Raw genomic sequence first — 25,221 nt, 5'->3', positions numbered from 1 at the left:
CTAACCGGCTCAGTTCCGCGTGGAAACCAACAATCGAGGAACAGAAGAACCCGATCGCCGCTGGTCAATTCTGCCCCCAGGAGAGCGTTGCCGAAGCGACACGCCTCGGCGCAGAGTTCGGCATAAGTCCGCGTGCCTGCGGGACCGGTGACGGCAACATGATCCGCCCGCCCGCGTGCCAGATTGTCGAACAGGATCGCGCTGGCATTGTAGATGTCCGGCAGTTCGAAACCGATTTCGCGGGCACCTTGCGCATCACGCGGCACGCTGTCGCCCACTGTCGGCACATCCGTGGCATGAACCTTGGCTTGAATAGTCATTCCTCCCTCCTCCATTCAGGCCGCAGGCCGGGGACGCAGTGCGTCATAGCGCTGCATGAAGCCAGACGACATGGCTCTGAGACGTTCATCATCGACCCGGCCTGAGCGGGTGATGTAGCTGTAGGCGAAATCCATCGGAGCCAGTGCCATGTGGCGCGGAAAATCCGCATACCAGGACGCACTATCGCGGGCGGCGCGTACCAGTTTCCCCACCACCGGCTGACGCTGTGCCTGATAGGCCTCCAGCGCATCACGGATCTGGCCCGGATGGGCCTCCAACGCCTTGATCAGTGCCAGGACGTCTTCCAAAGCAAGGCGCGTGCCGGAACCGATCGAATAATGGGCGGTGTGCAGCGCATCACCGATCAACACCATGTTGCGATGCGACCATCGATCATTCCAGATCCAGGGAAAGTTACGCCAGTTGGACTTGTTGGCGACGAGACTGTGGCCATCCAGCACATCCGCGAAGATGTCCGCGCACTTCGCCTTCATGGCCTCTGGCCCAAGATGATCGAAACCAGCTTTCAGCCAGCTTGGCCGATCACATTCCACGATGAATGTGCTCATGCTCGGCGAATAGCGATAGTGATGGGCGTTGAAGGTGCCGAACTCGGTCTCAACGAATGTCTGAGTCAGCGTTTCGAACCGTTTGGTCGTGCCAAACCAGGCAAATTTCTCGTCGAGATAGGAAATCGAGGTCTGGAAGTCACCTTCGAAACTGCGGCGCACGAGGGAATTCACACCATCGGCGGCCACAACCAGATCGAAATCGACCAGCTCATCAACAGAATGCAGCGTCTTTGCAAACGACAGGACGACACCTGCGTCACGCGCACGCTGCGTCAATAGAACGAGTAGCTCGAGCCGACCGATTGCAGAAAATCCGACGCCGTCGATCGTCGTTATCTCGCCCCGGTGTACCAGCGTCATGTCGGACCAGGTCTCCATACGTGCGGTAATCGCATCGGCAGTTTCGGGATCGTCGGCCCGAAGAAAGTCCATGGCACGTGCCGAAAACACCACACCGAAGCCGAAGGTTGCACCTTCCGGGTTCTGCTCTATCAGCTCGACATAGTCATCGGGATGCCGGGTCTTCCAGAGATAGGCGAAATACAGGCCTCCCGGCCCTCCTCCGAGAACTGCGATCCGGCTCATGCTGTTCCTCCATGCAGGATTATCTTTTGCCAAGATACCGATTATTGCGTATAGTGCAATAGATTTTATGGAGTGAAATTTATGACGGCATTCGAAACGGAGTATGAAGTGGAGTGGGGCGATTGCGATGAGGCGGGAATTGTCTTCTATCCCAACTATTTCTATTGGCTGGACTGCACCTTCCAGCGCTTCCTGAAATCTCGAGGCTTTGGCCAGCGACAGAACCAGGCGGAGTTCGGGGCGGTGACGCCCCTGGTGGATTCGGGCATGCGCTTTCGCGCTCCGGCACGCTATGACGACCGGCTTCGGGTGGAAGCGCATATCTCGTCCTGGGAGGAGAAGCGTTTACGTGTCGAATATCGTCTGTTATGCGGTGAAAAGCTTGTAGCGGAAGGCTATGAAGTCCGTGCATGGGCAGTGGTGACGAAAGACGGGTTGCGCAGCGTCCCGATTGCGGAGGATTTCAAAAGGCGTATGGCATGAGCGAAATCTCAGATGACAACGAAATGGACGCTACAGGCAATGGGAATGCCCGAGGCGGCATTCAAGCGCTGGATGCCGCGCTGGTTGTCTTGCGTGCCCTGGGCGATTTCGATGGGCCGGTCGCGCTGGTCGATCTTGCCCGCGCCGTCTCCATGCCGTCCAGCAAGGTGCACCGGTATCTGGCCAGCTTCATACATGCGGGTCTCGTAAAACAGACGGTAAAATCAGGGCGTTACGAGCTCGGCCCTTCGACAGCAACGCTCGGGCTTGCCGCACTCGCCCGCAATGACATGGTCAGCCTTGCGGCTGATGAACTGCCTGAACTGGCCGGACAGACCGGCATAACGGTGCTGCTGAGCGTCTGGGGCAATAATGGCGCAACCGTGATCCGCTGGTGCCGGGCGCCAAGCCCGATGGTCACCTCCTTCGGTCTCGGGAGCACCCTTCCGCTTCTGACATCTGCAAGCGGAAGGATACTGCTCGCCTTCCTTCCCCGGCAGGTGACCTCGGCACGTCTCAGCCTGGAAGTGGAAAGAGCCCTGGAAAACGGGTTGAGCTGGCCGGACCTTGACCTCAGCGTCGGCAGCGTCGAACGGATGATCGAGACGATCAGACGCGACGGCTTTGCCACGATCGACGGACGTTTCGTCCCGGGACTGCGCGCGGTGGCGGCGCCTATCACCAACTGGCAGGGAGAGGCCGAGGCCGCCGTCACGCTGATCAGCACATCCGATCAGATCCTTTCAGCACAGAACCCCGCAGTGCAGGCCTTGCTTGAGTTCGTGACCCGGCTGTCCAGTGAAAAGCGGTGGCGCCACCAGCAAGGGGACTGAGCGCCCCTTGCGATGTTTTACCCTATCCGTTCCGGGCTACGATGACAGCGCGTCGACACCTGCTTCCGCACCAAGCCTTTGGCTTAGCGCCTGCGGAAAGTGATGCGATGACGCGCCATTGTCCAGTTGAACAGCCGCTTGCCATATCGCACGGGCGCGGATCCAGGGCGTCTCGCGGATCGGCACAAGCCTGCCCTGCAGGCTTTCAATACTGGCGCGCCAGCCGGCATCCTGCAGATCGCGCCATTCCACGTTGAGGTGGATCTGCGCGTGATGAAACAGATAACGCAGGGCATGGGCCGGCAGGCTTGCACCAAAATCGACCTCTTCGATCTGCGCCTCCGGCTCTTCCAGCCGCTCCGCGCCGCGCCCCTGGCGCGCGGCTTCCACCAGCCGCGCAAGGCCGCGCGCCTGATACGCGACATGCGCCACCACATGGCGGCGCGACCAGCCGGCAACCCGCGACGGCAGAGCGAGATCAGCATCGCTCAGCTCATTGAGCTTACGGGCGAAATAGGCCGCTCCCAAACGGGCAAGCGCAAGATCCGCATGGGGTGCCTGAAGGGCATCGTAACGTGCGCCGAGCCCCTGGCGTTCTTGCAATTCCCGACGCGACTCCTCAAGCGAGAGAGCCATTGTAGCCTCCCTCTCAAGAAGATGGATTTTCCACCTGGGTGCGGGCAAAGCCCAACCGTTCCATGATGGGGGCATCCGAGAAGCGGAAAAGATCGAACTGGCTTTCCGCCTGAAGGGACCACTTGACCCAGGACGGCACGACAAAGATGTCGCCCTTGTCCAGACGCTGCTCGCGCCCGTTGAGGACCACCACGCCTTCGCCATCGAACACCTGGAAGACGCTGGAGCCCACCTCGCGGCAGCCCGGCGTGACTGTTCCGGCGCGCAGACGGTGAAATTCGGCGCGGATCGTCGGCATCACATCGCCACCAGTGGTCGGGTTGATATAGCGCACCGCAGCATGCCCCTGCCCAACCGTCGCTGGCTGTCCCTCCTCCTCGAGCAGTAGCTGCTCGGTCAGAGCCCGATCGATATGTTCCCAGCGATAGGCACCGATTGGCGATGACACCGTGTTCTCTAGCCCGGACAATGGCCGAAGTCCCGGGTGACACCAGAGACGTTCACCGCGCGAAAAGCGTGGCGTCGCATAGTCCGTCACGCGGTCGGAGCCGAATTCGAAAAAGCCGACATCGTTCTGGTAGGAAAAGGGAATGTCGAGCCCGTCGATCCAGGCCATGGGCTTATCGGTATCATTGTGGTGGCCGTGGAAGTGCCAGCCCGGCGTCAGCAAGAAATCACCGCGGCTCATGCGCACCGGGTCTCCATTGACAACCGTCCATACCCCCTCGCCCTCTACCACAAATCGGAAGGCGTTCTGGGCATGGCGATGTTCGGGTGCGGTTTCACGCGGCCCGAGATACTGAATGGCGGCCCACAGGGTCGGGCTGATATAGACACGCCCTCCCAGCCCTGGATTGGCCAAGCCGATCGCACGGCGTTCTCCACCACGGCCAACCGGAACGAGATCGCCCGAGCGCTTGGCCAGCGGGTAAAGTGTGGACCATCTCCACACATGCGCCACAGCTTTCGGATTCGGAATTACCGGCATGAGGTCATCGATCTGCGTCCAGAACGGCTTGAGGTGATGCTCCTCAAAGTCCGTATACAACTGCCGCAGCTCTTCCGTGTCCTCCGCTACCATCATGTTGCTTTGTGCAACAGGTTGCATGGTTTCAGCCTCCTATGAAATTCATCCTGCGCAATACATTGCATCAGACGCAACATAAATTCCAGAGGGCAGTAGAATTTTTGTGGAGAAACCTGATGTTGAGAGCCGCTCATTATTCATTTCTATGTGCCGGAAGGAGAGAGCCCTGCACTGTAACGTTAACCTTGCATCGATCAAAATGTGAGATCTGGCGGGATGAGCAGTTTTGCACGTGATCCTCTACATCGTCGCCATCGATTTCCAGCCGAGGTAATTGCCCAAGCCGTTTAGCTTTATTTTCAGTTTCCGCTCAACCTGCGGATGGTCGAAGATCTGCTGGCAAATTCAGTGATATCTGGCATCTCGATGAGGTTGGTATAACCGTCGGTGGAAAGAAACACTGGCTTTGGCGCGCCGATGATCAGAACGGCTTTGCTCTCGACGTCTTGGTGCAAAGCCGCCGCAATGCAAAGGCGGCAAAACGCCAGATGCGCAAGGTCCTGAAAACACAAGGCCGTGTGCCGGATGTGGTGATCATCGACAAACTACGGCCCTATAGTGCGGCCAGGCAGGAGGTCATGCCCAGCGTCGAGCATCGTTCTCACAGGGGATTGAACAATCGGGCCGAAACTTCCATCAGTCCGCCCAACGACCGGAGAGGATCATGATGCGGTTCAAATCAACGCGACAGCTTCAACATTTCGTTTCCATCCACGACCCGATCACTAACCTCTTTAACGTTGCCCGACACGATATTCCATCCGCCCACCATCAAGGACTAACAGCAGCAGCCATACAAGCATGGCACCAAGTCACGCGCCTTCACACTGCGTGAACGAGGTTCCCACGCCCAGATTTTGTTTCCACAGCGCTACGTCTACAGTGTCTCCTGTACAAATGGCGTGACGATCACGCCGGACCGGCGCGCCAGCACACGTATGGCCAAAAACAGCCGACCCGCCCTAGATCGCCAAGCAATTCCAGAGCGATAGCGGTAGAAAATGCAGATTCAGGCGGCCGCGCAAGGGCGCCTAGCTTGGCAGGCTACAGTGCCGTGCGTTTTATAAAGCGCACAAAGACGCTATAACACTTTAAATCTGCCGCATACGACCAGCTTTAGGCGTTCTCTGTGGTAAGAGTGCTCACGAATCCATGCGAAAGCGCATAAATTTGGCGTGCAGTTTAATCCAGTCAAATCGGATAAACCGCATGCATTGTCGTTAATTAAATATGTCCGATAATGCATTATCGGACATAATGCTCATTATAGAGAATGGCACAGATCATCGCGCAAAACACCGAAACTCCTCTCCAGGAGAGCGCCGCGCCGTCGCTCAGCACGCCAGCTGAGGGTGATGTTTGCGCCCCGCATCCCCTATCCTGTGCTACCGGGTCAGTTCTTAGTGAAAGTCAACTGTGATAACTGATCCGAACCTGGCAGTTGCCTCGCCAAGTTCGGATCAAAATTCGGTCTCTCCCGCACGCGTCAAAACTTCCGCGACAATCCAACCTTCGCGCCGACCGATTTTTCACCTTCGCCTTCGATGTTAAACAGAAGGCTGCCTTCAATCGCCCAAGCCTCAGTTGTTTGCATGGACGCGCCAGCCGTAACCGACCCGAACAGACCCGATCCGTCGAGGCCAGAAAAGCCGGTGGTGAGACCAAGTTTTGGCGTCAGGGTCGAGCCGCTTGCAAGCGTAAAGGAACGGGCAATTTCAGCGCCGAGGCTCACCCTGAACTGCTCCGAGGTAAACCCATCGAGATCGATAGAGTCGCCCGAGCTGTTTTTTACGGAATAATCGTCGACTGTTTCGGAAAAATAAACCGCTCTTAGCTTCGGCGTCACTACGGTCGCTTCGTCCAAAGACCATTTTCCCTTGATGGACGTATCCAACATCCAGCGCTGGGTATCGAAATTGCCATCCCAGAACTCAGTATCGATGGTGTTTGAGGACCCGCCATACAGCAGGCTTGCATCCCAGAACACGCCTTTGGTCACTTCGAAAGAGGTATAGGGGCCAGCCAGCCAGCCATTACCGGTCAGCATGGCGTCCTCATCCGTCGGGTCTGTCATCCGGTCATAGTGAAACGAAAGACCCAGCAGCGCCTTGTCGGTTAGCAGATAGTCGGCCCCCATGTTGATCATGGCGAAGCTGCCCCACTTGCTGCCATTGGTGTCCTTGTCGTTATGAGCCAGAACGGCACCATCAATCCAGATATTGAACGGCGAAGAATAGCCGCCAGCAATGCCGTCGGCACTGTCACGGGCCGATTCCATCTGTGCAAGACTGGTGGAAAAACCGAACGTCATTCCTTGCGTAGACGGAGACATCCTGGTTGTCACAGGGGTCGTCGCCCTGGCCATTCGGCCTCGTTCCATCAGACCCGGCACCTTGATCGCGGATGAGATCATGTTTTGACGGGTCTGGACAAAGCTGTGTACGAGGTTGTCGATATCCGTCGCGACTTGCTCGGCGTTATAGTTGATGTTGTAGATGACAGTGCCCGTGTTGGAATTTCCAAGCGAACTACCAAGGCGATAGGCGATACGGGCCTGTCCTGAATAGGCCGGATTCGGAGTGAATTTCAAATACCAGCCGACAGGTGAAGCTGACGAGACGGCTGCAAGCTCCCCTTGAATAAGGGTTGCCGTCCCTGCCTCGGGTGGCTCGACGGAGACAATATCTGCCTCGATAAACGGACCTCCGGTAGCGTCTTTGTTGAGATAGACATTATTCGGCGTGGCACCTGCGGGAACCTCGACCACATGATCCGCCACGGTCACCGCGCGCGTGGCCACTTTGACGGTATAGCTTGCCGTGCCGGTCGTACCATTGCTGTCACGGGCCTGGATGGCAAAGGAATAATCGCCTTCCGTACCCGCATCGAGCGGTCCGCTCAGCGCACCGGTCGAGATATTCAGCACCATGCCTTTCGGCAGGCTTCCAGAGGAAAGGCTGTAGATCAGCGTTCCCGTGCCACCTGTTGCAGAGATCTGCTGGCTATAGGCCTCACCCGCCATGGCTTCCTTTAGCGTGCCGCCAGCTGGCGAGAAGGCGATGGACGCCGCTGCGTTCACCGTCAGCGTATAGTTGCCCGAGCCATGATTGGCAGGTGACGCGCTATCGGTGACCGTCATGGAAATAGCATAGCTTCCAGCCGTCGTCGGCGTTCCGCTGATGGTTCCGGTACTCGTGTCAAGGACGAGGCCATCCGGCAGGCCGGTTCCAGCGTAGGTATAAGGCACGGTACCACTGGTTGTCGTGACGGACTGGCTATAGGCCGTGCCAACCGTTGCTGTGGTGAGAGCACCTGAAGACGGAGAGAGGCTCAGCGTTACCGACGGCTCCGTGACGGTAAGGGAATAGGCCGCCGATCCCGTAGCGCTATTGGCATCCGTAGCGGTGATGGTGAAGCTGGTGTTGGCAGCGGTCGTTGGTGTGCCGGAAATCGCACCGGTCGATGTGTTGAGGCTCATGCCAGCAGGAAGTGTCCCTGATGTGACCGCATAGCTATAGGGTGACGTGCCACCCGAAGCCGTGACCGTCTCAGTATAGGCCGTTCCAACAGTTGCAGCAGTCAACGCGCCGGAAGTTGGTGACAGGGTGAAGGTCGGAGCCGTCACCGTTATGGTCACCGTAGCTGGCGAGGATGTTCCGGTAGCATTGGTGGCAGTGTAGGTAAAACTGTCGGAGCCGGAATAACCAGCAGTCGGCGTATAGATAAAGTTGGTGCCGGATACCGTTGCAGCCCCATGGCTTGGCGAGGAGGCAATGGCAACCGCCGTCGCAGCACCACCGGTGATGGAAGGTGCCAGAACGTTATCTGAAGAGTTTGCCGTCACGGTTGCCGTCAGCGCGTTGGCGATCGGCGCTGCTGCATTGATGGTGATGGAATAAGATGCCGTGACCGTTGCACCATATGCATCGGTAACTTTAACCGTGAAGTTACTCGTTCCGGCAGCCGAAGGCGTGCCGGAGAGAACCCTGGCAGCGGCGGCACCGCTTGACGTTATGGACAGGCCGGCTGGCAAAGATCCCGACAGGAATTCGTAATCATACGGCTCTGCGCCACCGGATACTGCGACCGTTTGGCTGTAGGCCGCACCAACCGTGCCTGTTGCAAGGGTGCCCGCCGAAGGCGAGAGGACCAAGGTCGGGGCCGTAACCGTTATGGTCACCGTAGCTGGCGAGGATGTTCCGGTTGCATTGGTGGCAGTATAGGTAAAACTGTCGGAGCCGGAATAACCAGCTGTGGGCGTATAGGTAATCGACGTGCCGGAGGCTGTGGCCGTTCCATGCGATGCCGCTGACGCGACCGCAACGGACGAGGCCGTGCCGCCGGTCATGTTGAGAGTGATCACGTTGGCCGACGAATTGGCTGCAACTGTTTCTGAGACGGTATTGGCAACCGGGGCCTGGAGAACGGCAGACGGGGTGACCGAGTTCGACGCGACCGAAGCCGTTCCGGTTCCGGCACTGTTGATCGCGGTCACGGTAAACGTATAGGCCGTGCCATTGGTCAGACCGGTCACGGTGATCGGGCTTGCCGAACCGGTTGCCGTCGCCCCACCCGGGCTTGCCGTCACGGTATAGCTTGTAATCGACGCGCCACCATCGCTGGCCGGGGCGGCAAACGAAATGGTCGCCTGGGTATCACCGGCGGATGCCGTCCCAATCGTCGGCGCGCCGGGAAGGTCTGCTGCCACGGCAAGGGAATAGCTCGCCGACCCCGTAGCGCTATTGGCATCGGTGGCGGTGATGGTGAAGCTGGTATTGGCAGCGGTCGTTGGTGTGCCGGAAATTGCCCCGGTCGATGTGTTGAGGCTCATGCCAGCAGGAAGTGTCCCTGATGTAACCGCATAGGTATAGGGGGATGTTCCGCCCGAAGCCGTAATTGTCTCGCTATAGGCCGTCCCCACGGTTGCCGCAGTCAACGTGCCAGAGGCTGGTGACAGGGTGAAGGCTGGGGCCGTTACCGTTATAGTCACCGTAGCTGGAGAAGATGTTCCGGTTGCATTGGTGGCAGTGTAGGTAAAACTGTCGGAGCCGGAATAACCAGCTGTGGGCGTATAGGTGATCGACGTGCCGGAGGCTGTGGCCGTTCCATGCGATGCCGCTGACGCGACCGCAACGGACGAGGCCGTGCCGCCGGTCATGTTGAGAGTGATCACGTTGGCCGACGAATTGGCTGCAACTGTTTCTGAGACGGTATTGGCAACCGGGGCCTGGAGAACGGCAGACGGGGTGACCGAGTTCGACGCGACCGAAGCCGTTCCGGTTCCGGCACTGTTGGTCGCGGTCACGGTAAACGTATAGGCCGTGCCATTGGTCAGACCGGTCACGGTGATCGGGCTTGCCGAACCGGTTGCCGTCGCCCCACCCGGGCTTGCCGTCACGGTATAGCTTGTAATCGACGCGCCACCATCGCTGGCCGGGGCGGCAAACGAAATGGTCGCCTGGGTATCACCGGCGGATGCCGTCCCAATCGTCGGCGCGCCGGGAAGGTCTGCTGCCACGGCAAGGGAATAGCTCGCCGACCCCGTAGCGCTATTGGCATCGGTGGCGGTGATGGTGAAGCTGGTATTGGCAGCGGTCGTTGGTGTGCCGGAAATTGCCCCGGTCGATGTGTTGAGGCTCATGCCAGCAGGAAGTGTCCCTGATGTAACCGCATAGGTATAGGGGGATGTTCCGCCCGAAGCCGTAATTGTCTCGCTATAGGCCGTCCCCACGGTTGCCGCAGTCAACGTGCCAGAGGCTGGTGACAGGGTGAAGGCTGGGGCCGTTACCGTTATAGTCACCGTAGCTGGAGAAGATGTTCCGGTTGCATTGGTGGCAGTGTAGGTAAAACTGTCGGAGCCGGAATAACCAGCTGTGGGCGTATAGGTGATCGACGTGCCGGAGGCTGTGGCCGTTCCATGCGATGCCGCTGACGCGACCGCAACGGACGAGGCCGTGCCGCCGGTCATGTTGAGAGTGATCACGTTGGCCGACGAATTGGCTGCAACTGTTTCTGAGACGGCGTTGGCAACCGGGGCCTGAAGAACGGCAGACGGGGTGACCGAGTTCGAAGCGACCGAAGCCGAACCGGTTCCGGCACTGTTGGTCGCGGTCACGGTAAACGTATAGGCCGTGCCATTGGTCAGGCCGGTCACGGTGATCGGGCTTGCCGAGCCGCTTGCCGTCGCCCCACCCGGGCTTGCCGTCACGGTATAGCTTGTAATGGACGCGCCACCATCGCTGGCCGGAGCGGTAAAGGAAACGGTCGCCTGGGTATCACCGGCGGATGCCGTCCCAATCGTCGGCGCGCCGGGAACGTCTGCTGCCACGGCAAGCGAATAGCTCGCCGATCCCGTAGCGCTATTGGCATCGGTGGCGGTAATGGTGAAGCTCGTATTGGCAGCAGCCGTCGGCGTGCCGGAAATCGCCCCGGTCGATGTGTTGAGGCTCATGCCAGCAGGAAGTGTCCCTGATGTGACCGCATAGCTATAGGGGGAGGTTCCGCCCGAAGCCGTAATTGTCTCGCTATAGGCAGCTCCAACCGTTGCCGCTGTCAACGCGCCGGAGGCGGGGGAGAAGGTAAAGGTTGGCGCTGTCGGGGTGACCGAGCTCGTTGCTGCCGAAGCCGCACCCGTCCCGGCACTGTTGGTCGCGGTGACGGTAAACGTATAGGCCGTGCCATTGGTCAGGCCGCTCACGGTGATCGGGCTTGCCGACCCGCTTGCCATCGCACCACCCGGACTTGCCGTTACGGTATAGCTGGTGATCGCCGCGCCGCCATTGCTGGCGGGAGCCGTGAAGGAAACGGTGGCCTGGCTGTTTCCAGCTGTAGCCGTTCCAATTGTCGGCGCACCAGGAAGGCCTGCGGCCACGGCAAGGGAATAACTTGCCGAGCTCGTCGCGCTATTGGCATCCGTGGCTGAGATGGTGAAGCTGGCGTTTTCCACGCTTGACGGCGTACCGGAGATCTCGCCAGTCGTCGTGTTGAGGCTCAATCCGCTGGGAAGCGTGCCTGATGTGACCGCATAGGTATAGGGGGATGTTCCGCCCGAAGCCGTAATTGTCTCGCTATAGGCCGTTCCCACGGTCGCTGCTGTCAACGCACCTGAGGCAGGCGAGAAGGTAAAGGTTGGCGCTGTCGGGGTGACAGAGCTGGTTGCCGCTGAAGCCGCACCCGTTCCGACACTGTTAGTCGCGGTGACCGTAAACGTATAGGCCGTGCCATTGGTCAGGCCGGTCACGGTGATCGGGCTTGCCGAACCGCTTGCCGTCGCCCCACCCGGGCTTGCCGTCACGGTATAGCTGGTGATCGCTGCGCCGCCATCGCTGGCCGGAGCGGTGAAGGACACCGTGGCCTGGCCGTTGCCAGGCGTCGCCGTTCCGATTGTCGGCGCACCAGGAGACGTGGGAGCGCTAGCATAACAGGCCGCACTGAATGTGAGGGTGTTGTAATCAGAGGGGCTAGCCGATGAATCCTGTGTGACATCAAGGATCATCTGTAGATTGTCTATGGAAGCCGTGGCTGTAAAATTGCCTGATTTATTGATATTTCCGCCAAGATTACTCTCATTGACGAGAAGATTATTATAATTATCGCTGTATATGACAATTGCCGATGAGGTGCCGCCAGCTGCTGTTCCCGTGGTGGAAAAGCTCCAGGAGATATATTCTCCAGCGGTCAAGCTCTGATAATCAGGGGAAAAGTTGTCGGTATTGGTGAGATAGCGCGGTGAGCTGAAGTCTGAATTGACTTGGCTGCATGACGCTGAAAGTGCGGCATTGGCCGCTGTCGCAAAGCTCAAACCGGTAATCAGGATGGTGAGGACACCGATAAAAGCCTGGAAGACGGCGTTAGCTGACCGCTTCAGCCAAGTCCATGCCGCCTTTTTTGTCTTTGCCAGAGCAGGCGAGACACGAAACGATTTGCCGCATTGCATTCTTATCTAAACCCCTGCTCGATCAAGGCAGCGATAATCAATCTTGTCGTTTGACGTACAGAGATATACCGCCCCTAAAGCGAGCGCCCACCACAAGGCGCCCGTCATTCGAGCATTATTCGAGCTTTGGTTGAATGACAATCTCATCAAATGCGAAGAATCGATGTGTCCCACTGTTTTCCGTGAAGTGTGACTAAAACACCTCGCTCTAAACGCCCAGGTAGAGTTCTCAGCAGAGACAGGCATGGGATCCGTCTTCGAAATTTACTCTTGCGGGCCTTCTCAAAAAATTGCAATAATTTAATTTAGTAAGTTAAGGTTGATAAATATTCTCAGATCTCATGAGCCCGAATCACTCGTCGATTCGCGATGTTCCCGTCCCCGTGGAGGATTATTATGGATGCATATCTTGCGACTATTTTACCGGTCGGCTTTAATTATGCGACCGATGGTTGGCTCATGTGCTGGGGTCAGAAACTGACGATAAATCAATACAATGCCGTCTATTCCCTCGTTTCAAATTTTTACGGCGGCGACCAGCAAACCTATTTCAACCTACCGGACCTGCGTGGCAAAATGCCCATCGGATATGGACAGCGCGTGCCCACCAGCCCCGATTACGGGATTGGCAGCAAGGGCGGAAATGATACCGTTTCGTTGAATTCGAGCCAGATTCCGGCCCATACCCATGCAGCTGTCTTTACGCCCACTGGCCAGGCAACGGTGAATATACCCGCGCAGACAGGAACCCAGACCGCAACCTTGAAGGCAAGCCCTGCTGCGGGAACGTCTCAGTTGCCAACGACAGGCTCTGCCCTTGCTGGTGGAAATACGGCGGCCACAAGAATCTACGGCGCAGCTTCAACCACCCCGGTCACTCTCGATAGTAGCAGCGTTGCGATTTCCGGAAATGCGCCGACGGCAGCGCAGAGCATTGCCACCAATGCGATAACTGGCGGAGCTGTCGCCGTGCAGCCATTTGGCTCCGGTGCTGCGATCGACGCCAGGCCTCCTTACCTGGCCATCAATTTCATTTTCTGCGTTCAAGGTCTTTATCCGGTTCGATCATGACTGGTCTCATTCTGGATGCAGCGAAATTCACGCCCTATATCGGGGAGGATTTCACATTGACCGCACAGGAAACAGTGATCAACGCGGTGTTGGCCAAGGTTGTCGAATATCCCGCCAGCACCGCACCGGGAGCACCGAGAACGGCTTTCAGCCTTTTTCTCTGCGTCCAGCACAACGCGTTTCCTGACATTCAAAGCGGAGACTACGCGATCGAGCATCGCAGTCTGGATAACATCGGGCTTGCGTATATTGAGCGTATCCTCAGCCCGCAGCCCGACGTCATCCGTTTGGAAGTGGCATTCAATTGATGAGCGCAGTGAGGCGGACGACACGTCGATGAATGGTTTTGCCGGCTCATTTGCACTAGGAGAAGGTTTGAATTTGCGTCTTGTTCGCGCCAGCGATCAGGATCTGATTTTCAAACTGTTCATCGAAACCCGCCCATGGCTCGCATGGGCGGAGGGGAAACCCGATTTCATTCGTGATCTCTATGAGCAGCAATTCAAGACCATGCGGGCTGGTGCTGAAAGTGTCTATCCCGATCATCTCGACTTCATCATCGAGCGGCTTGGTTCCGCAGTCGGGCGCACCATCATTGACCTGGGATATGCAGATTGGCGGATTTCCGAATTACAGGTTTTAAAGCAAGCCCGAGGCATTGGAATAGGCTCCAATGTCATCAGAGGATTGCAGGCGGCCGCCACGAAGGGTAATATTCCGTTGACGCTTTCAACGCCGGTCTTCGGTTCGAACGGTTTTCCAATTTACCAGAGGCTCGGTTTTCAGGTCGTCCAGGCTCAGCCGCCGATGATTCACATGGCATGGTTTCCGCATGGTCATCCTGATCGAAAGGCAATGTCCAACGGGAGTGGCCTCGGACGTTAGAGTTTGTCAGGCTCAGATTGAACCAACCATTTTCCGGCTTGTCTTGTTGACGATGCAATCACTCATCCAGCCACCCATCAAAATCTGTGCACGCCGCGAATAATTCCAGAAATTTGGCAACCTCTTCTGACAATCCAGTACCAAAACGCTCTTGCGCTCTAAGACGCCTGGTGAGATCGCGGTAGAACGCCACTCTCTCTGCCAGAATATCTCCCAAGGCATGTCGTCCGGCTGCTCGGAGGAGGTAGTAATCCTCGACCATCTGTCGAAATGGCAGAGACATAGCATCAGGCCATCCGACAGTAAGGCTCGCCAAACCGGCATCCTCACGGAATATGTGCCCCATTGGCACGTCGAGGCATGCCAGAAGCTCCGGTGGCCAGTCATCCGGAATGTGTTTTGCTTCGATCAGATTTTGCAAATGGACCCGCAGAAACTCTGCATAGGTCTTGCAAACAAGCACCTTGGCAAAACACGGACTGATTTTATCGCCGGACTGCACCGCATAGGCCGGGAACGCGGCATCGAAACCCATGACCTCTTCAAGCTGGGCGATCTCTATATCAATCTGCCTAGCGTCGCATGTAACGATAGCGTATCCGCCGGGATAGGCGACGGGCGAAGGCACGGCTATGTTGACGAGGCCATCCAGCTCGACCCGCCCGGCAACATGCATATGGCCACTGAAATGCCATCGGAGCCCGGCACGGGCAAGGCGGCGGCTCGTTTCAGGTGATGGCATACGCTTCAACCAGTCCGGCGTACTCGCCGCCCGCACGTCGTTCCCTTCTCCTGACAATGCCAAAGGCAAGGCCGGGTAGTGGGAAAAAGCCAGCAAGGTCTTGCCCAAGCGGTTGGCGCGAGCAGCCACATCCTCTATCCATGTCAGCAGAGAGGGGCGTTCTGCCAGCACATGATCCCAGGCGGCATCCGCCCTGACCTTCCAGCCATCGCCGGTCTTTTGGAACACATTGGCGTCCAGCATCAAAAGCCAGAGCCCTTCCTGCGGCTCGACAAGATAAGAAGCGTCACAGTTCAGGTCGTGGCCGGTTGGCAAGTGGCGGAGTGCGATATCCTCCAGACCGTCATGAGGCGTCTCCCAATGGAGAATGGTCTCGGGACGCGCAACACCGTAGGCTGCCATCGCCTCCACCGCCTCAGCTGACGACATCCCACGCATTCCCGGGCAGACGATTGCGGGTGCCGGAGCACGATCATCGTTTGTCACCATCAGGGGTTCCAGCCCATCGGCCTGCGTCAGCAGCTTAGCCAGATGACGCGGCTCCGGCCCGTAACAATCATGATTGCCGAAGGTCGCAAAAAAACGCAGGCCGTGCCTGTCTTCGTAGTCGGAAAGAAGTCGTTTGACCGCAGCAACCGCGTCAACCTGGCCATCATCGGAATAATCGCCAAGAAGTACGACATCACGAATGCCGCGTCGGACGATGTCGTCAAGCACAGCACAGAAGGCAGCATGGCTCTCGTTGAACACGCGGGTGGACGCCATGGTGTCCGCCAGCGTCCGAAGGGCAAGGCCACCGCCCTCCTCCACCATGCCATACCCGCCGTAAAGATCATGCAGATGGACATCGGCGACAACTGCGATCTGCATCAGGCGGCGGCTTCCTGACGTTCGCAACGGGCAGCCTCAAACAGGTCTGGACGATCAAGATTGATGTAATCGACACCGGCTTTGGCGATTTCGCGATGAATGGCCATATCATCCCCTCCGTAATAGATCATCACCTCAAGTCCGGCCTTGCGGCACGCTTCGATCAGACCCGGCCTTCGCATTTGTTCGACAGTCATCTCGATTATATCAGCGTGATGCACCGCACCAACCAGAGACGGCGACTTGGCAATATTCAACGTCATCATCTTACGGAATTCCGGCGCGATCAATTGCAGATCGCGGCGCATGTCTTCGGAAAACGAAAAATAGAATGTGTCGCCCACCATGCCCAAGCTTCGCACCAGTGCAACAACCTTGGCTGGATCGCAATATTTCAATTCGATATAGACGCCAGCACGGCCACGCAGGTGCTGGAGATAGGCATCAAGCCGGGGCACGGCAGCACCTTTGAACGCGGGGGAGAACCAGCTTCCGGCGTCCAGTGCATCGATTTCGTCCGACGCTGCATGGCCGATGGGGCCGGTGCCATTGGTGGTGCGGTCCAGCGTTTCGTCATGGAAAACATAGAGCACACCGTCAGCACTCTCGCGCACATCAAGCTCGATGTAATCGGCGCCCTGCTGAAGGGCGAGATCGGCGGCTGCAAAGGTATTTTCCGGGGCAAACTGGTTGGCCCCGCGATGGGATACGATCTTGGTCATGGAAAAATCCTGTCAGTTTGCCGGCTCTAACGCTTTCGCGTGCATATCGGAGTGATGCAAAAGCTTGGCATGGAGATCAACGATGCGATTGCCAGAGGCGTCGAACAACAGCGTGTGTTCCGGCTTGCAGGCAATACCAACCCTAGCGCCGGGTGCATGGCGCACGGCTTCGCCATATTCCAGCGCATGGATGACGCCAGCGGGCGTGTCGATCATATAGAACACTTCGCGCCCCATCGGCTCCACGCTGATAATCTCCCCACTGAGCGGTGCATCCGCGTGGGAAACAAGCGTGATGTCTTCAGGCCGCAGACCAAGCGTTGCCTCTCCTTCGCACGCGGCCGTGAGCGCCACAGATGTCTCGCCGATATGCAATTTGCATCCCGTGACATGTCCCTTGAGAAGGTTCATCGGCGGCGTGCCGATAAAGCCTGCCACGAACAGATTGCTCGGACGCCGATAGAGATCATCCGGCGTACCAACCTGGGCGATCTCGCCATTGTTCATGCAGATGATCCGGTCGGCCATGGTGATCGCCTCGATCTGGTCATGGGTGACGATCAGCGTGGTAAAGCCGAGCCGCTTCTGTATGTTTTTCAACTCAGCCCGCATGGTGATGCGCAGGGTGGCATCGAGATTGGAAAGCGGCTCGTCGAGCAAAAGGATATTCGGCTCCTTCACCAGCGCCCGCGCCAAGGCGACACGCTGCTGCTGGCCGCCGGAAAGCTGCGGGGGCCGGCGGTCAAGCAGCGCGCTGATCTGCACCAGGTTTGCTGCCTCTTCGACACGTCTGGCAATCTCGTCCTTACGCATGGTTTTGAAGCGAAGCGGAAAGGCGATGTTGTCGCGCACCGTCAGGTTCGGATAGAGCGCGTAGGACTGGAAGACGATGCCGACATTGCGGTCGCGGGCATCGACGCGGTTGACATTATGTCCGTCGAAACCGATCTGACCAGACGTCGGCGCATAGAGACCGGCAAGCAGAAACAGCGTGGTCGATTTTCCGCAGCCGGACGGCCCGAGAATGGCGACAAGTTCGCCATCCTCGATCGTCAGGCTCATCGGCTTCAGGACCTGGGTCTCGCCCCAGCTTTTGGTGATGTTGTCGAGAGTGATCTTGGCCATTTCGGTTATCCTTTGATCCCGCCAAAGCTCATTTGCGTGATGTACTTCTGCGTGAAGATGTAGAGGATCAGGACAGGCAGCAGATAAACGATGCCGACGGCAGCAATCATACCGTAGTCCGCCCCCATATGGTCCTGGGCGACGAAGAACAGGTAGAGGCTCATCGTCATCTGGTTCTTTTCGATCAGCAGAGTCTGGACGAAGACATATTCCTCCCAACCCCGGAGAAATGTGAAGGTCGCAACAGCAATCAGACCACTGCGGATCTGCGGCAGGATCACCATGCGAAACGCCTGGAAGCGCGTGGCACCATCCGTCACCGCGCTCATCTCGATGTCCCATGGCACGCCGTCGAAGAACCCTTTGAGGACGAAAATCGCAAAGGGCAATTCCAGCGCACTCAACACCAGCACGACACCCACCAAGTTGTTGAGTAGGCCCATATAGTAAAGCTGGATGAAGATCGCGACGGTGAGCGCCAGCGCCGGAAAGGCGTGCAGCAGAAGCAGACCGCGCAGAATATTTTCACGGCCAGCGAAGGCGAACCGCGACAGCGCATAGGCGGCTGGGGTGGCGACGAGTGTGACGATTGCCGTCTGGGAAATCGCAAATACCAGCGACGTGCCAAGCGCCGACCAGATCGATGGCATCAGGTCCATGCGATTGGTGCCGATTTTGGCAATGTCAGGGTTCCACAGAAAGCGGTAGTTATCGAAACTCAGATGCGAGACGAGGAAAATTGCCGACAGAATGACAATCACCATGGCAAGCACGGCCCAGCTGACGGCGGGCCTACGCAGCCGATCTGCCAACAACGCCAATCCGATTGCGCCGAGATAGCCGACCCCGGCGATGGCCGTACTGTGCCACAGAACAAGCCGGCTGACAGCGCCGTCGGATGAGGTAAGCGATTTCACCAAAAGCCAGAGGTAAGGCAGCAGAATAGGGATGGAGACAATCGTCAGGAAGAGGATAAGCGCCGACAGGAAACCAGCACGATGAGCGACGCCCCGACGTTCGAGACGTGCCCAATCGGTGGACGGCATGGTATCGGTCTGGACCAGCGACATCACAAGACCTCAATCTTTGGAGCAGCAAAGGTGGAGCGCATGTTGGAAACACGCCATTGCACCAGGGTCACGGCAATGCCGATGACCATCAGGCCCAGCGCCAGCGCCGCACCATAGGCATAGGCGCCGCTTTCGAATGCACGCCGGTAGATATAGAGCGCGTAGGGGGTGGAATCGTAGAGCGGGCCGCCGCCGGTGATCAGGAGGATATATTCATAGGTCGTCATCAGGGAGAGCGCCTGGTAGATGGTGATGAAACGGATCGGCTGCGAAAGCGCTGGCACCACCACATGGCGCAGAACGCCCCACTCGCTGGCGCCATCGACACGCGCCGCATGGGCGAGATGCGAAGGGATGGAGCGGATAGACGAGGTCAGAATGACCATCGCAAAAGAAGCCCCGACAACGCCGTTTGCCAGAATGACCAGCAGCAGCGGAAAATCATTGCGCAGGTTGACCGGTGGCAGGCCAAATGCGCCGGTCACTTGGTTGAGCAATCCCAAGGGCGTTGGATCGGCGATCCAGATCCACAAGATCCCATAGAGCACAGCCGGGCTCATGCGCGGCAAAAGCCATAGCCCGCGAAAGAAATTACCCAGCCGGTCGGGGATCGCGGTCGAGGTCATCGCCAAAAGCGCGCCGAGGCCAACATTGAAGATGAAAAGGGTCGCGGAAACGTAGATCAGCGTTGTCAGCAGCACCATCGGGATCCGCGCGTCACGCTGCACGATCCGCTCGAAGTTTTGTAATGTGAAATGACCAACCCGCAGATTGGCACCCATGTCCGTGAAGGCGATCACCGCGTTGACAACAATCGGCGCCAGAAAAAACACGGCAAGCAGTGCGATTGCTGGCGCGAGGTACAGAATTGGCCGAGCCGGTCGATGCGCTCGAAGCTGGAATTGGGACATTATGAACTACCAGTGAGAATAAAAGATGCCGCCCGACGAAGAGACGGGCGGCACGCAGCAGGGCCAAGCTTAGTTGCTGGCGGTATCGCGGATTTCGACGTCAGAACCGAACTGCGTCTCAAGTTCGTCGGCGATGAACTCAACGGCATCGGCCGCCTTCATCTTTCCGGTTTCCACCGCCTGCAAGCCGCTGAACAAGATCTTGTTGTAGCTGCCGAACTGGGTGTGGTTCGGCACGAACCCGGCATGCGCCATCATCGGCGATGCCGCTGACAGAACCCAATTGTCCTTGTATTTGGGCATCGCCGTTTGGGCGTTGCTGATGGCCGTATGATAAGACGTAACGGCATGCTGGTTGTTGAAATACGGCAACGTCGCAAGTGCTACGAGATCAGCAGCAATCTCCGCATTCTTGCTCTTGGCATTGACGGTATAGAGCAGCGGATGGGAAAGGTTAGCGGGCTTGCCGCCCTTTTCGGCGGCTGGCGCCGGAATCCAGCCGATCTTGTGGAAATAGCCTTCACGATCCGTGGGCCAGGTGGCACCGTTCATCTCACCCAATTGCCATGCAACCGCCCAGACGCCCTGATGGAAGATGAATGCCTTTTCCTGCTTGAAGGCGCCCTGGATTGCATCCCAGCTCATTGCTGTGTTGTCGACAGGGGTGACGCCCTGTTTGGCGTTACGCTCGTACCAGCCGAGTGCCTTGGTCATTTCCGCTTTCGGAAACACCAGCTTGCCGGTTTTCTCATCCAGGAATTTGACGCCGTAGGACTGGAAGACCATCAGATAGTCGATCCCGACATTGGGGCGATGCAACATGCCGTATTGAGCAGCCTTCGCATCGACCACTTCCTTGGAGAGCGTCGTCAGATCATCGAGCGTGAATTCGCCTGCTTCGACCTTGGCCGGCAAGCCTTCGATGAAGGCCTCATCCTTGCCGATCTTGCGCAGCATGTCCTTGTTATAGAAGAACATACGGATCTCGGCATCCTGCGGTATGCCATAGATCTTGCCATCATTGCCCTTGGCGGCCTTCCACAGCACCGGCAGGATGTCGCCATAGACCCATGGGGCAGCGGCAATCCGCTCGTCCATCGGCAGCGCATCGCCATCTTCCGCAAATTTGCTGATCCATTCATGCGGAACGACGTAGATATCAGGCCCCTGACCGACTGCAAATGCCTTCAGCGTATCGAGCGCCAGATCGTCCCAGCCTTTGACCGTGCTGTTGTTGGCTTCGATGACAATATGCTTGTCGACGCCAGCCGCCTTGAACTGCTGGTTCATGATGTCTGCGGCGGCTTCGATATTGGTGATGCGCGCCGGAGCCGTCTTATCGGCCAGCGTCGAGAGCTTGATCTTGATGTCTTCTGCATGCGCCCATCCGGTGGCAAGCGCAGAAATCGCCACGGTGGCGAGAAGGGCGAGGCATTTGGTCATGACGGTCGATCCAGTTGATGATGATTATTTAATTAACTTGCTTAAGTAACTATTTTATGACATCGCCAGATCAGTGATGGAGAGGAACCGGATTCGGTGCTGACGAGACAACGGCCTTTGCACGGCATAGGCACCACGCAAGCGGCGGTGCTGAAACACTTGCGACGAAACGGCATTGCGTCGCGTGCGGAACTCGCGGAATTGTGCGGCGTCACCCAGGCCGCCGTCAGCATGATGACCCGCGACCTGATCGAGCGCGGCATCGTTATCCAGGGCGCCAGGCGGCAAAGCCAGCGCGGGGCACCTCACATCGACCTCATGCTCGCCGGAAACATCGGATATGCGCTGGGTGTCCATGCCAACAGCTACTCTCTGACACTGACGCTACTGGATTTTTGCGGCAACCGGGTTGGCGAACAGCAGGTTGAAGGGCCTTACGACAGATTTTCCGACGTTCAAACGACCATCAGAACGCTCAAGGCCGACTTGCTGGCATCGAACGGTATTGATGAACACCTGCTGATCGGCGCCGGTGTGGCCATGCCGACCCGTTTTCGCCACGGCACAGCCTTTCTTGACCTCGCAGAGGAAGTCGTCGCCTGGGCAGGCTCTGATCTTGCCTCGACCCTGCGCGAGACACTGGACTGCCCTGTACTGATTGAAAACGACGCCAATGCTGCGGCCATGGGCGAACTTGCCTTGGGCAATGCCACCGAACACGACAGTTTTGCTTATCTGTACCTGTCCGAGGGCATTGGCAGCGGCATTATCATTGGCAAGGAACTTTATCGCGGCAATCTTGGAAATGCTGGCGAAATCGGCGCGCTTCGGGCGCGAGGATTATCGCGCCCCTCTTTTGACGACCTGGCGGCCTGGTGCAAAGAGCATCACGGAAACATCCCGAAAGGCCGGTCTTCCGACCAATGGACGGCATATCTGCAAGCAAACCCGGCAGTTTTTGATGCATGGCTGAGGAAAGCGGGGCCGGAATTGGCCACGCTCGCCTTTATGGTGACAGCCGTTCTTGCACCATCGGCGATTTATATCGGTGGAACGCTGCCCAGACTGGTAAGGGAAAAGCTTGCAGCATGGCTTGATTTCTCGACATCGAATCCGTTCGATGGAGCACGGGTCATTCAACCGGACATATGTCTCCCGCAAATCTCAGCGGTCGATGCTGTCGCTTTTGGCGCCGCAGCGATGATCCTTCATAGCGTGCCGGGCAATCCGGGTCTCTGATCTCTTTCCAGATTTGGGCAGAGCCCAGAAGGCATCGAGACGCAAGGCGATAGGAAGATAAAAACCGCCCGGAGTTGCCTCCGGGCGGTTTCCTGTCATTGGATTATTTTCAGTTCGGCAAGGCGTAAGCGATGACGTAATCGCCGCGATCGGTCGACTGGCGCGCCCCGCCAGCCGAGATCACCACATATTGCTTGCCGGTCTTTGGCGATTTGAAGGTCATCGGACCACCTTGGCTGCCAACCGGCAACCGGGCTTTCCAGACTTCCTCACCCGTCGCGGCACTGTAGGCCCGCAGATAATAGTCCTGAGTGCCCGCAATGAACACCAGACCACCCTGCGTGGCAAGCGTGCCGCCGAGCGTCGGCATGCCAATCGGAATGGGCAGGCCCATCTTGATACCAAGCGGCCCCTGGTCCATCACAGTGCCAACCGGCACCTGCCAGACGATCTTCTGGGTTTTAATATCCACCGCTGTCAGCGTACCAAACGGCGGCTTCTGGCAGGGAATGCCTGCGGCGGACAGGAAGCGATCCTTGAGAACCGCATAGGGCGTCCCCTTCATCGGCACGAGGCCCATGCCGGTATTGACGCTTTCGCCACCATTCGATGTCTTGGTCGAGGGTACCGCATCCTGCATTTTCACCCAAAGACCGACGCGCATGTCATTGACGAAAATCAGGTTATGGACGGGGTCGGTGGAAAGACCGCCCCAGTTCATGCCGCCGAGCGAGCCGGGGAATGCCAGCGAGGTATCCGTGCCTGGAGCGGTATAGAGACCTTCATAGCGCATGGACTTGAAGGAGATACGGCACAACAGCTGGTCGAACGGCGTCGCACCCCACATGTCGGATTCGGTAAGAGGACCAGTGCCGATCTGCGGCATACCAACCGACAGCGGCTGGGTGAGAGAGTAAGGCTCGTTCGGAATATTGGCTGCCTTGACAGGGATATCCTTGACCTCCGTCAGCGGCTGGCCGGTTTGCCGGTCAAGAACGTAAAGCTGACCAGCCTTGGTGCCGAAAACCAGGGCCGGAACCTTGGTGCCATCCGCCTTCGGGAAATCGATGAAGGACGGCTGCATCGGCACGTCGAAATCCCAGAGGTCGTTATGAACCGTCTGATAGACCCATTTTTCACGGCCCGTGGTGGCATCAAGCGCCAGCATGGACGCACCATATTTGTGATCGAGCGGCGTCCGGGTCGTGCCGTAAAGATCAACCGAAGGGCTGCCAACCGGCATGAACACCGTATTGGATGCCGGATCGTAGGACATTGCGGCCCAGACATTGGGTGTCGAGCGCGTATAGGTCTGGCCCGGAGGCGGCAGCTTTGTGATCTCAGGATTGCCGGGATCAAACGCCCAGCGCAATTCACCGGTCACAGCATCGAAACCACGCATGACGCCGCCCGGCATATCGACCTGGACGTTATCGGCAATACGGCCGCCGACCACGACAGTGGTTCCGGCAAGCGTGGGTGCCGATGTCAGAACATATTGCGGATCGGGCGCATCGCCCATGCCGATCTTCAGATCGACGCGGCCATTGGTACCGAAATCAGGGCAAAACGCGCCGGTATCCGCATCGAGTGCAATCAACTGAGCCTGGATCGTGTTCATCAGGATGCGGCGTTCGCAAAGCGCACCCGGTGCAACAGTCACCGCGGAGACCGGCGTCGAGCCGGGGACCGTTGGCTGATCCAGCGGACGGGTCGCATCGAAATAGGCAAGACCACGGCATCGCATCCACACCGACGACTTGGCGTTGATCTCGGCCTTCCACAACTGTTTGCCGCTATCGATATCGACGGCGATGACGTTGTTATGGGGCGTGCACAGGAACAGCTTCTCGCCGACCTGCAACGGGGTTTCCTGATCTTCCGCGCCGTTATTGCCGGGGCTGATCGGGGTGTCGCCGGTATGATAGGTCCAGGCGACCGTCAGAGCTTTGACATTATCGACATTGATCTGGTCAAGCGCGGCAAAGCGGCTACCGCCTGATGTATTGCCGTAATGTTCCCAGTTCTTCTGTTCGCTTGCCGGATCGACCGGTACACGAACAATCGGAGTGCCGGTAAAAGGCACGGAAGGATGGGGCATGAACATGCCGGCCACACCACCTGCGGAGGCCAAGGCCAGAACGGCCGCAAACGTCAACGAACCGGCGTAGCCGGGTGCCAGGCCGCGCGCCTTGCGCAGAAGCGGCAGCGACAGCAGCACCACGGTGGAGCCAATGCCGAAGGCCAATAGGCGCGAGATCAGCGGCCAGAAATCAAGACCGGCATCCCAGATCGCCCAGACGGCGGTCAACAGCGTGATGATGACGAACAGCACCGCGCCGAGCGGGCGCCGCATCAAAACCAGCAGGCCGGACAGGACAACGGCAGTACCGGTGATGATGAAATACCAGCTACCGCCGAGCGTGATCAATCGGTAGCCGCCGATGGCAAGAAATAAACCAGCGAGAACGAGCACCACACCCAGCAGGATCAGCCAGAGTTTGGCGAGCGCCGAGAGGGCGCCTTTTTGTTGGACCATCGTATTTCAGCTCCTTGAAAGGTTGGTCGGATCGACAGTCAACGGATCGCATGAGGTTTCGCCAGATCGACACGAGCCCGAACGCCTTCTATGGTTGGATTTCCGGGGACACTGCCCTCCCGTCACAGGGTTCGCCGGAGGCATGTCTGCC

General features: G+C 58.0%; 17 protein-coding genes and 2 pseudogenes. 7 read left to right on the top strand and 12 right to left on the bottom strand.

The features are described 5' to 3' along the window. Positions 1-32: 32 nt before the first annotated feature. Together ASB66_RS01915 and ASB66_RS01910 are read right to left on the bottom strand one after the other, a co-directional pair. Positions 33-320: pseudogene (locus ASB66_RS01915) on the bottom strand (hypothetical protein); the annotation flags it as partial. A gap of 15 nt (positions 321-335) precedes the next feature. Continuing rightward, the gene (locus tag ASB66_RS01910; RefSeq protein WP_060719560.1) at positions 336-1,478 is read right to left on the bottom strand and encodes an FAD-dependent monooxygenase; all 1,143 of its coding nucleotides are present in this window, start codon (positions 1,476-1,478) and stop codon (positions 336-338) included. Between the two features lie 81 nt (positions 1,479-1,559). Here ASB66_RS01910 and ASB66_RS01905 point away from each other — a divergent pair, with 81 nt between their 5' ends. Next, entirely contained in the window at positions 1,560-1,961 is a 402-nt protein-coding gene (locus tag ASB66_RS01905) for an acyl-CoA thioesterase (RefSeq protein WP_060719559.1), read from the top strand. Next, positions 1,958-2,794: an IclR family transcriptional regulator gene (locus ASB66_RS01900; RefSeq protein ID WP_234614357.1), complete on the top strand. Its 837-nt coding sequence runs from the start codon at positions 1,958-1,960 to the stop codon at positions 2,792-2,794. Before ASB66_RS01905 ends, ASB66_RS01900 begins: the two co-directional genes overlap by 4 nt. A 36-nt stretch (positions 2,795-2,830) precedes the next feature. Here the strand turns inward: ASB66_RS01900 and ASB66_RS01895 are convergent, their stop codons facing one another. Together ASB66_RS01895 and ASB66_RS01890 are read right to left on the bottom strand one after the other, a co-directional pair. Continuing rightward, positions 2,831-3,430, bottom strand: coding sequence for a maleylpyruvate isomerase N-terminal domain-containing protein (locus ASB66_RS01895; RefSeq protein ID WP_060719558.1), 600 nt, complete (start codon positions 3,428-3,430; stop codon positions 2,831-2,833). Between the two features lie 13 nt (positions 3,431-3,443). After that, positions 3,444-4,538 (bottom strand): cupin domain-containing protein, encoded by a 1,095-nt coding sequence (locus ASB66_RS01890; RefSeq protein WP_060719557.1) that lies wholly within the window; start codon positions 4,536-4,538, stop codon positions 3,444-3,446. Positions 4,539-4,733: 195 nt separating this feature from the next. Here ASB66_RS01890 and ASB66_RS01885 point away from each other — a divergent pair. After that, positions 4,734-5,352: pseudogene (locus ASB66_RS01885) on the top strand (IS6 family transposase). A 651-nt stretch (positions 5,353-6,003) separates the two neighbouring features. Here the strand turns inward: ASB66_RS01885 and ASB66_RS01880 are convergent. Then, positions 6,004-12,453 (bottom strand): putative Ig domain-containing protein, encoded by a 6,450-nt coding sequence (locus tag ASB66_RS01880; RefSeq protein ID WP_114386187.1) that lies wholly within the window; start codon positions 12,451-12,453, stop codon positions 6,004-6,006. A gap of 369 nt (positions 12,454-12,822) precedes the next feature. On the opposite strand from ASB66_RS01880, the gene ASB66_RS01875 reads away from it, so the two are divergent. The 3 genes from ASB66_RS01875 to ASB66_RS01865 all read left to right on the top strand — a co-directional run bounded on the left by ASB66_RS01875 (position 12,823) and on the right by ASB66_RS01865 (position 14,409). Continuing rightward, on the top strand, positions 12,823-13,524 hold the full coding sequence (locus ASB66_RS01875; RefSeq protein WP_081089156.1) for a phage tail protein: 702 nt from the start codon (positions 12,823-12,825) through the stop codon (positions 13,522-13,524). Continuing rightward, complete coding sequence (locus ASB66_RS01870) at positions 13,521-13,832, top strand: DUF6916 family protein (RefSeq protein WP_060719553.1); 312 nt, start codon at positions 13,521-13,523, stop codon at positions 13,830-13,832. The genes ASB66_RS01875 and ASB66_RS01870 overlap by 4 nt, the downstream gene beginning before the upstream one ends. Before the next feature lie 67 nt (positions 13,833-13,899). Continuing rightward, complete coding sequence (locus ASB66_RS01865; RefSeq protein WP_147274001.1) at positions 13,900-14,409, top strand: GNAT family N-acetyltransferase; 510 nt, start codon at positions 13,900-13,902, stop codon at positions 14,407-14,409. Positions 14,410-14,467: 58 nt separating this feature from the next. Here ASB66_RS01865 and ASB66_RS01860 read toward each other — a convergent pair whose 3' ends face one another. From ASB66_RS01860 to ASB66_RS01835, 6 genes are all read right to left on the bottom strand, one after another. Continuing rightward, the gene (locus tag ASB66_RS01860; RefSeq protein ID WP_081089155.1) at positions 14,468-16,021 is read right to left on the bottom strand and encodes a metallophosphoesterase family protein; all 1,554 of its coding nucleotides are present in this window, start codon (positions 16,019-16,021) and stop codon (positions 14,468-14,470) included. Further along, entirely contained in the window at positions 16,021-16,743 is a 723-nt protein-coding gene (gene ugpQ / locus ASB66_RS01855) for a glycerophosphodiester phosphodiesterase (protein WP_060719551.1), read from the bottom strand. Before ugpQ ends, ASB66_RS01860 begins: the two co-directional genes overlap by 1 nt. 12 nt (positions 16,744-16,755) lie before the next feature. Further along, a complete protein-coding gene (locus ASB66_RS01850) occupies positions 16,756-17,868 on the bottom strand; it encodes an ABC transporter ATP-binding protein (protein ID WP_060719550.1) in 1,113 nt (370 codons plus the stop codon). Between the two features lie 5 nt (positions 17,869-17,873). Then, positions 17,874-18,938: a carbohydrate ABC transporter permease gene (locus ASB66_RS01845; RefSeq protein WP_060719549.1), complete on the bottom strand. Its 1,065-nt coding sequence runs from the start codon at positions 18,936-18,938 to the stop codon at positions 17,874-17,876. Next, complete coding sequence (locus ASB66_RS01840) at positions 18,938-19,849, bottom strand: carbohydrate ABC transporter permease (RefSeq protein ID WP_060719548.1); 912 nt, start codon at positions 19,847-19,849, stop codon at positions 18,938-18,940. The genes ASB66_RS01845 and ASB66_RS01840 overlap by 1 nt, the downstream gene beginning before the upstream one ends. Positions 19,850-19,918: 69 nt before the next feature. Further along, a complete protein-coding gene (locus ASB66_RS01835) occupies positions 19,919-21,292 on the bottom strand; it encodes an ABC transporter substrate-binding protein (protein WP_060719547.1) in 1,374 nt (457 codons plus the stop codon). 96 nt (positions 21,293-21,388) lie between these two features. Here ASB66_RS01835 and ASB66_RS01830 point away from each other — a divergent pair, with 96 nt between their 5' ends. Beyond that, positions 21,389-22,531 (top strand): ROK family transcriptional regulator, encoded by a 1,143-nt coding sequence (locus ASB66_RS01830; protein ID WP_060719546.1) that lies wholly within the window; start codon positions 21,389-21,391, stop codon positions 22,529-22,531. Between the two features lie 109 nt (positions 22,532-22,640). On the opposite strand, the gene ASB66_RS01825 is transcribed toward ASB66_RS01830, so the two are convergent. Further along, the gene (locus tag ASB66_RS01825; RefSeq protein WP_060719545.1) at positions 22,641-25,070 is read right to left on the bottom strand and encodes a glucose/quinate/shikimate family membrane-bound PQQ-dependent dehydrogenase; all 2,430 of its coding nucleotides are present in this window, start codon (positions 25,068-25,070) and stop codon (positions 22,641-22,643) included. Positions 25,071-25,221 lie beyond the last annotated feature (151 nt).

It is taken from the genome of Gillisella vitis, assembly GCF_001541345.2.
In the GTDB taxonomy this organism is placed as follows: Bacteria; Pseudomonadota; Alphaproteobacteria; order Rhizobiales; family Rhizobiaceae; genus Allorhizobium; species Allorhizobium vitis.
The sequence above is the reverse complement of the archived record's forward strand: the minus strand, read 5'-3'. Positions and strand labels throughout refer to the sequence as shown.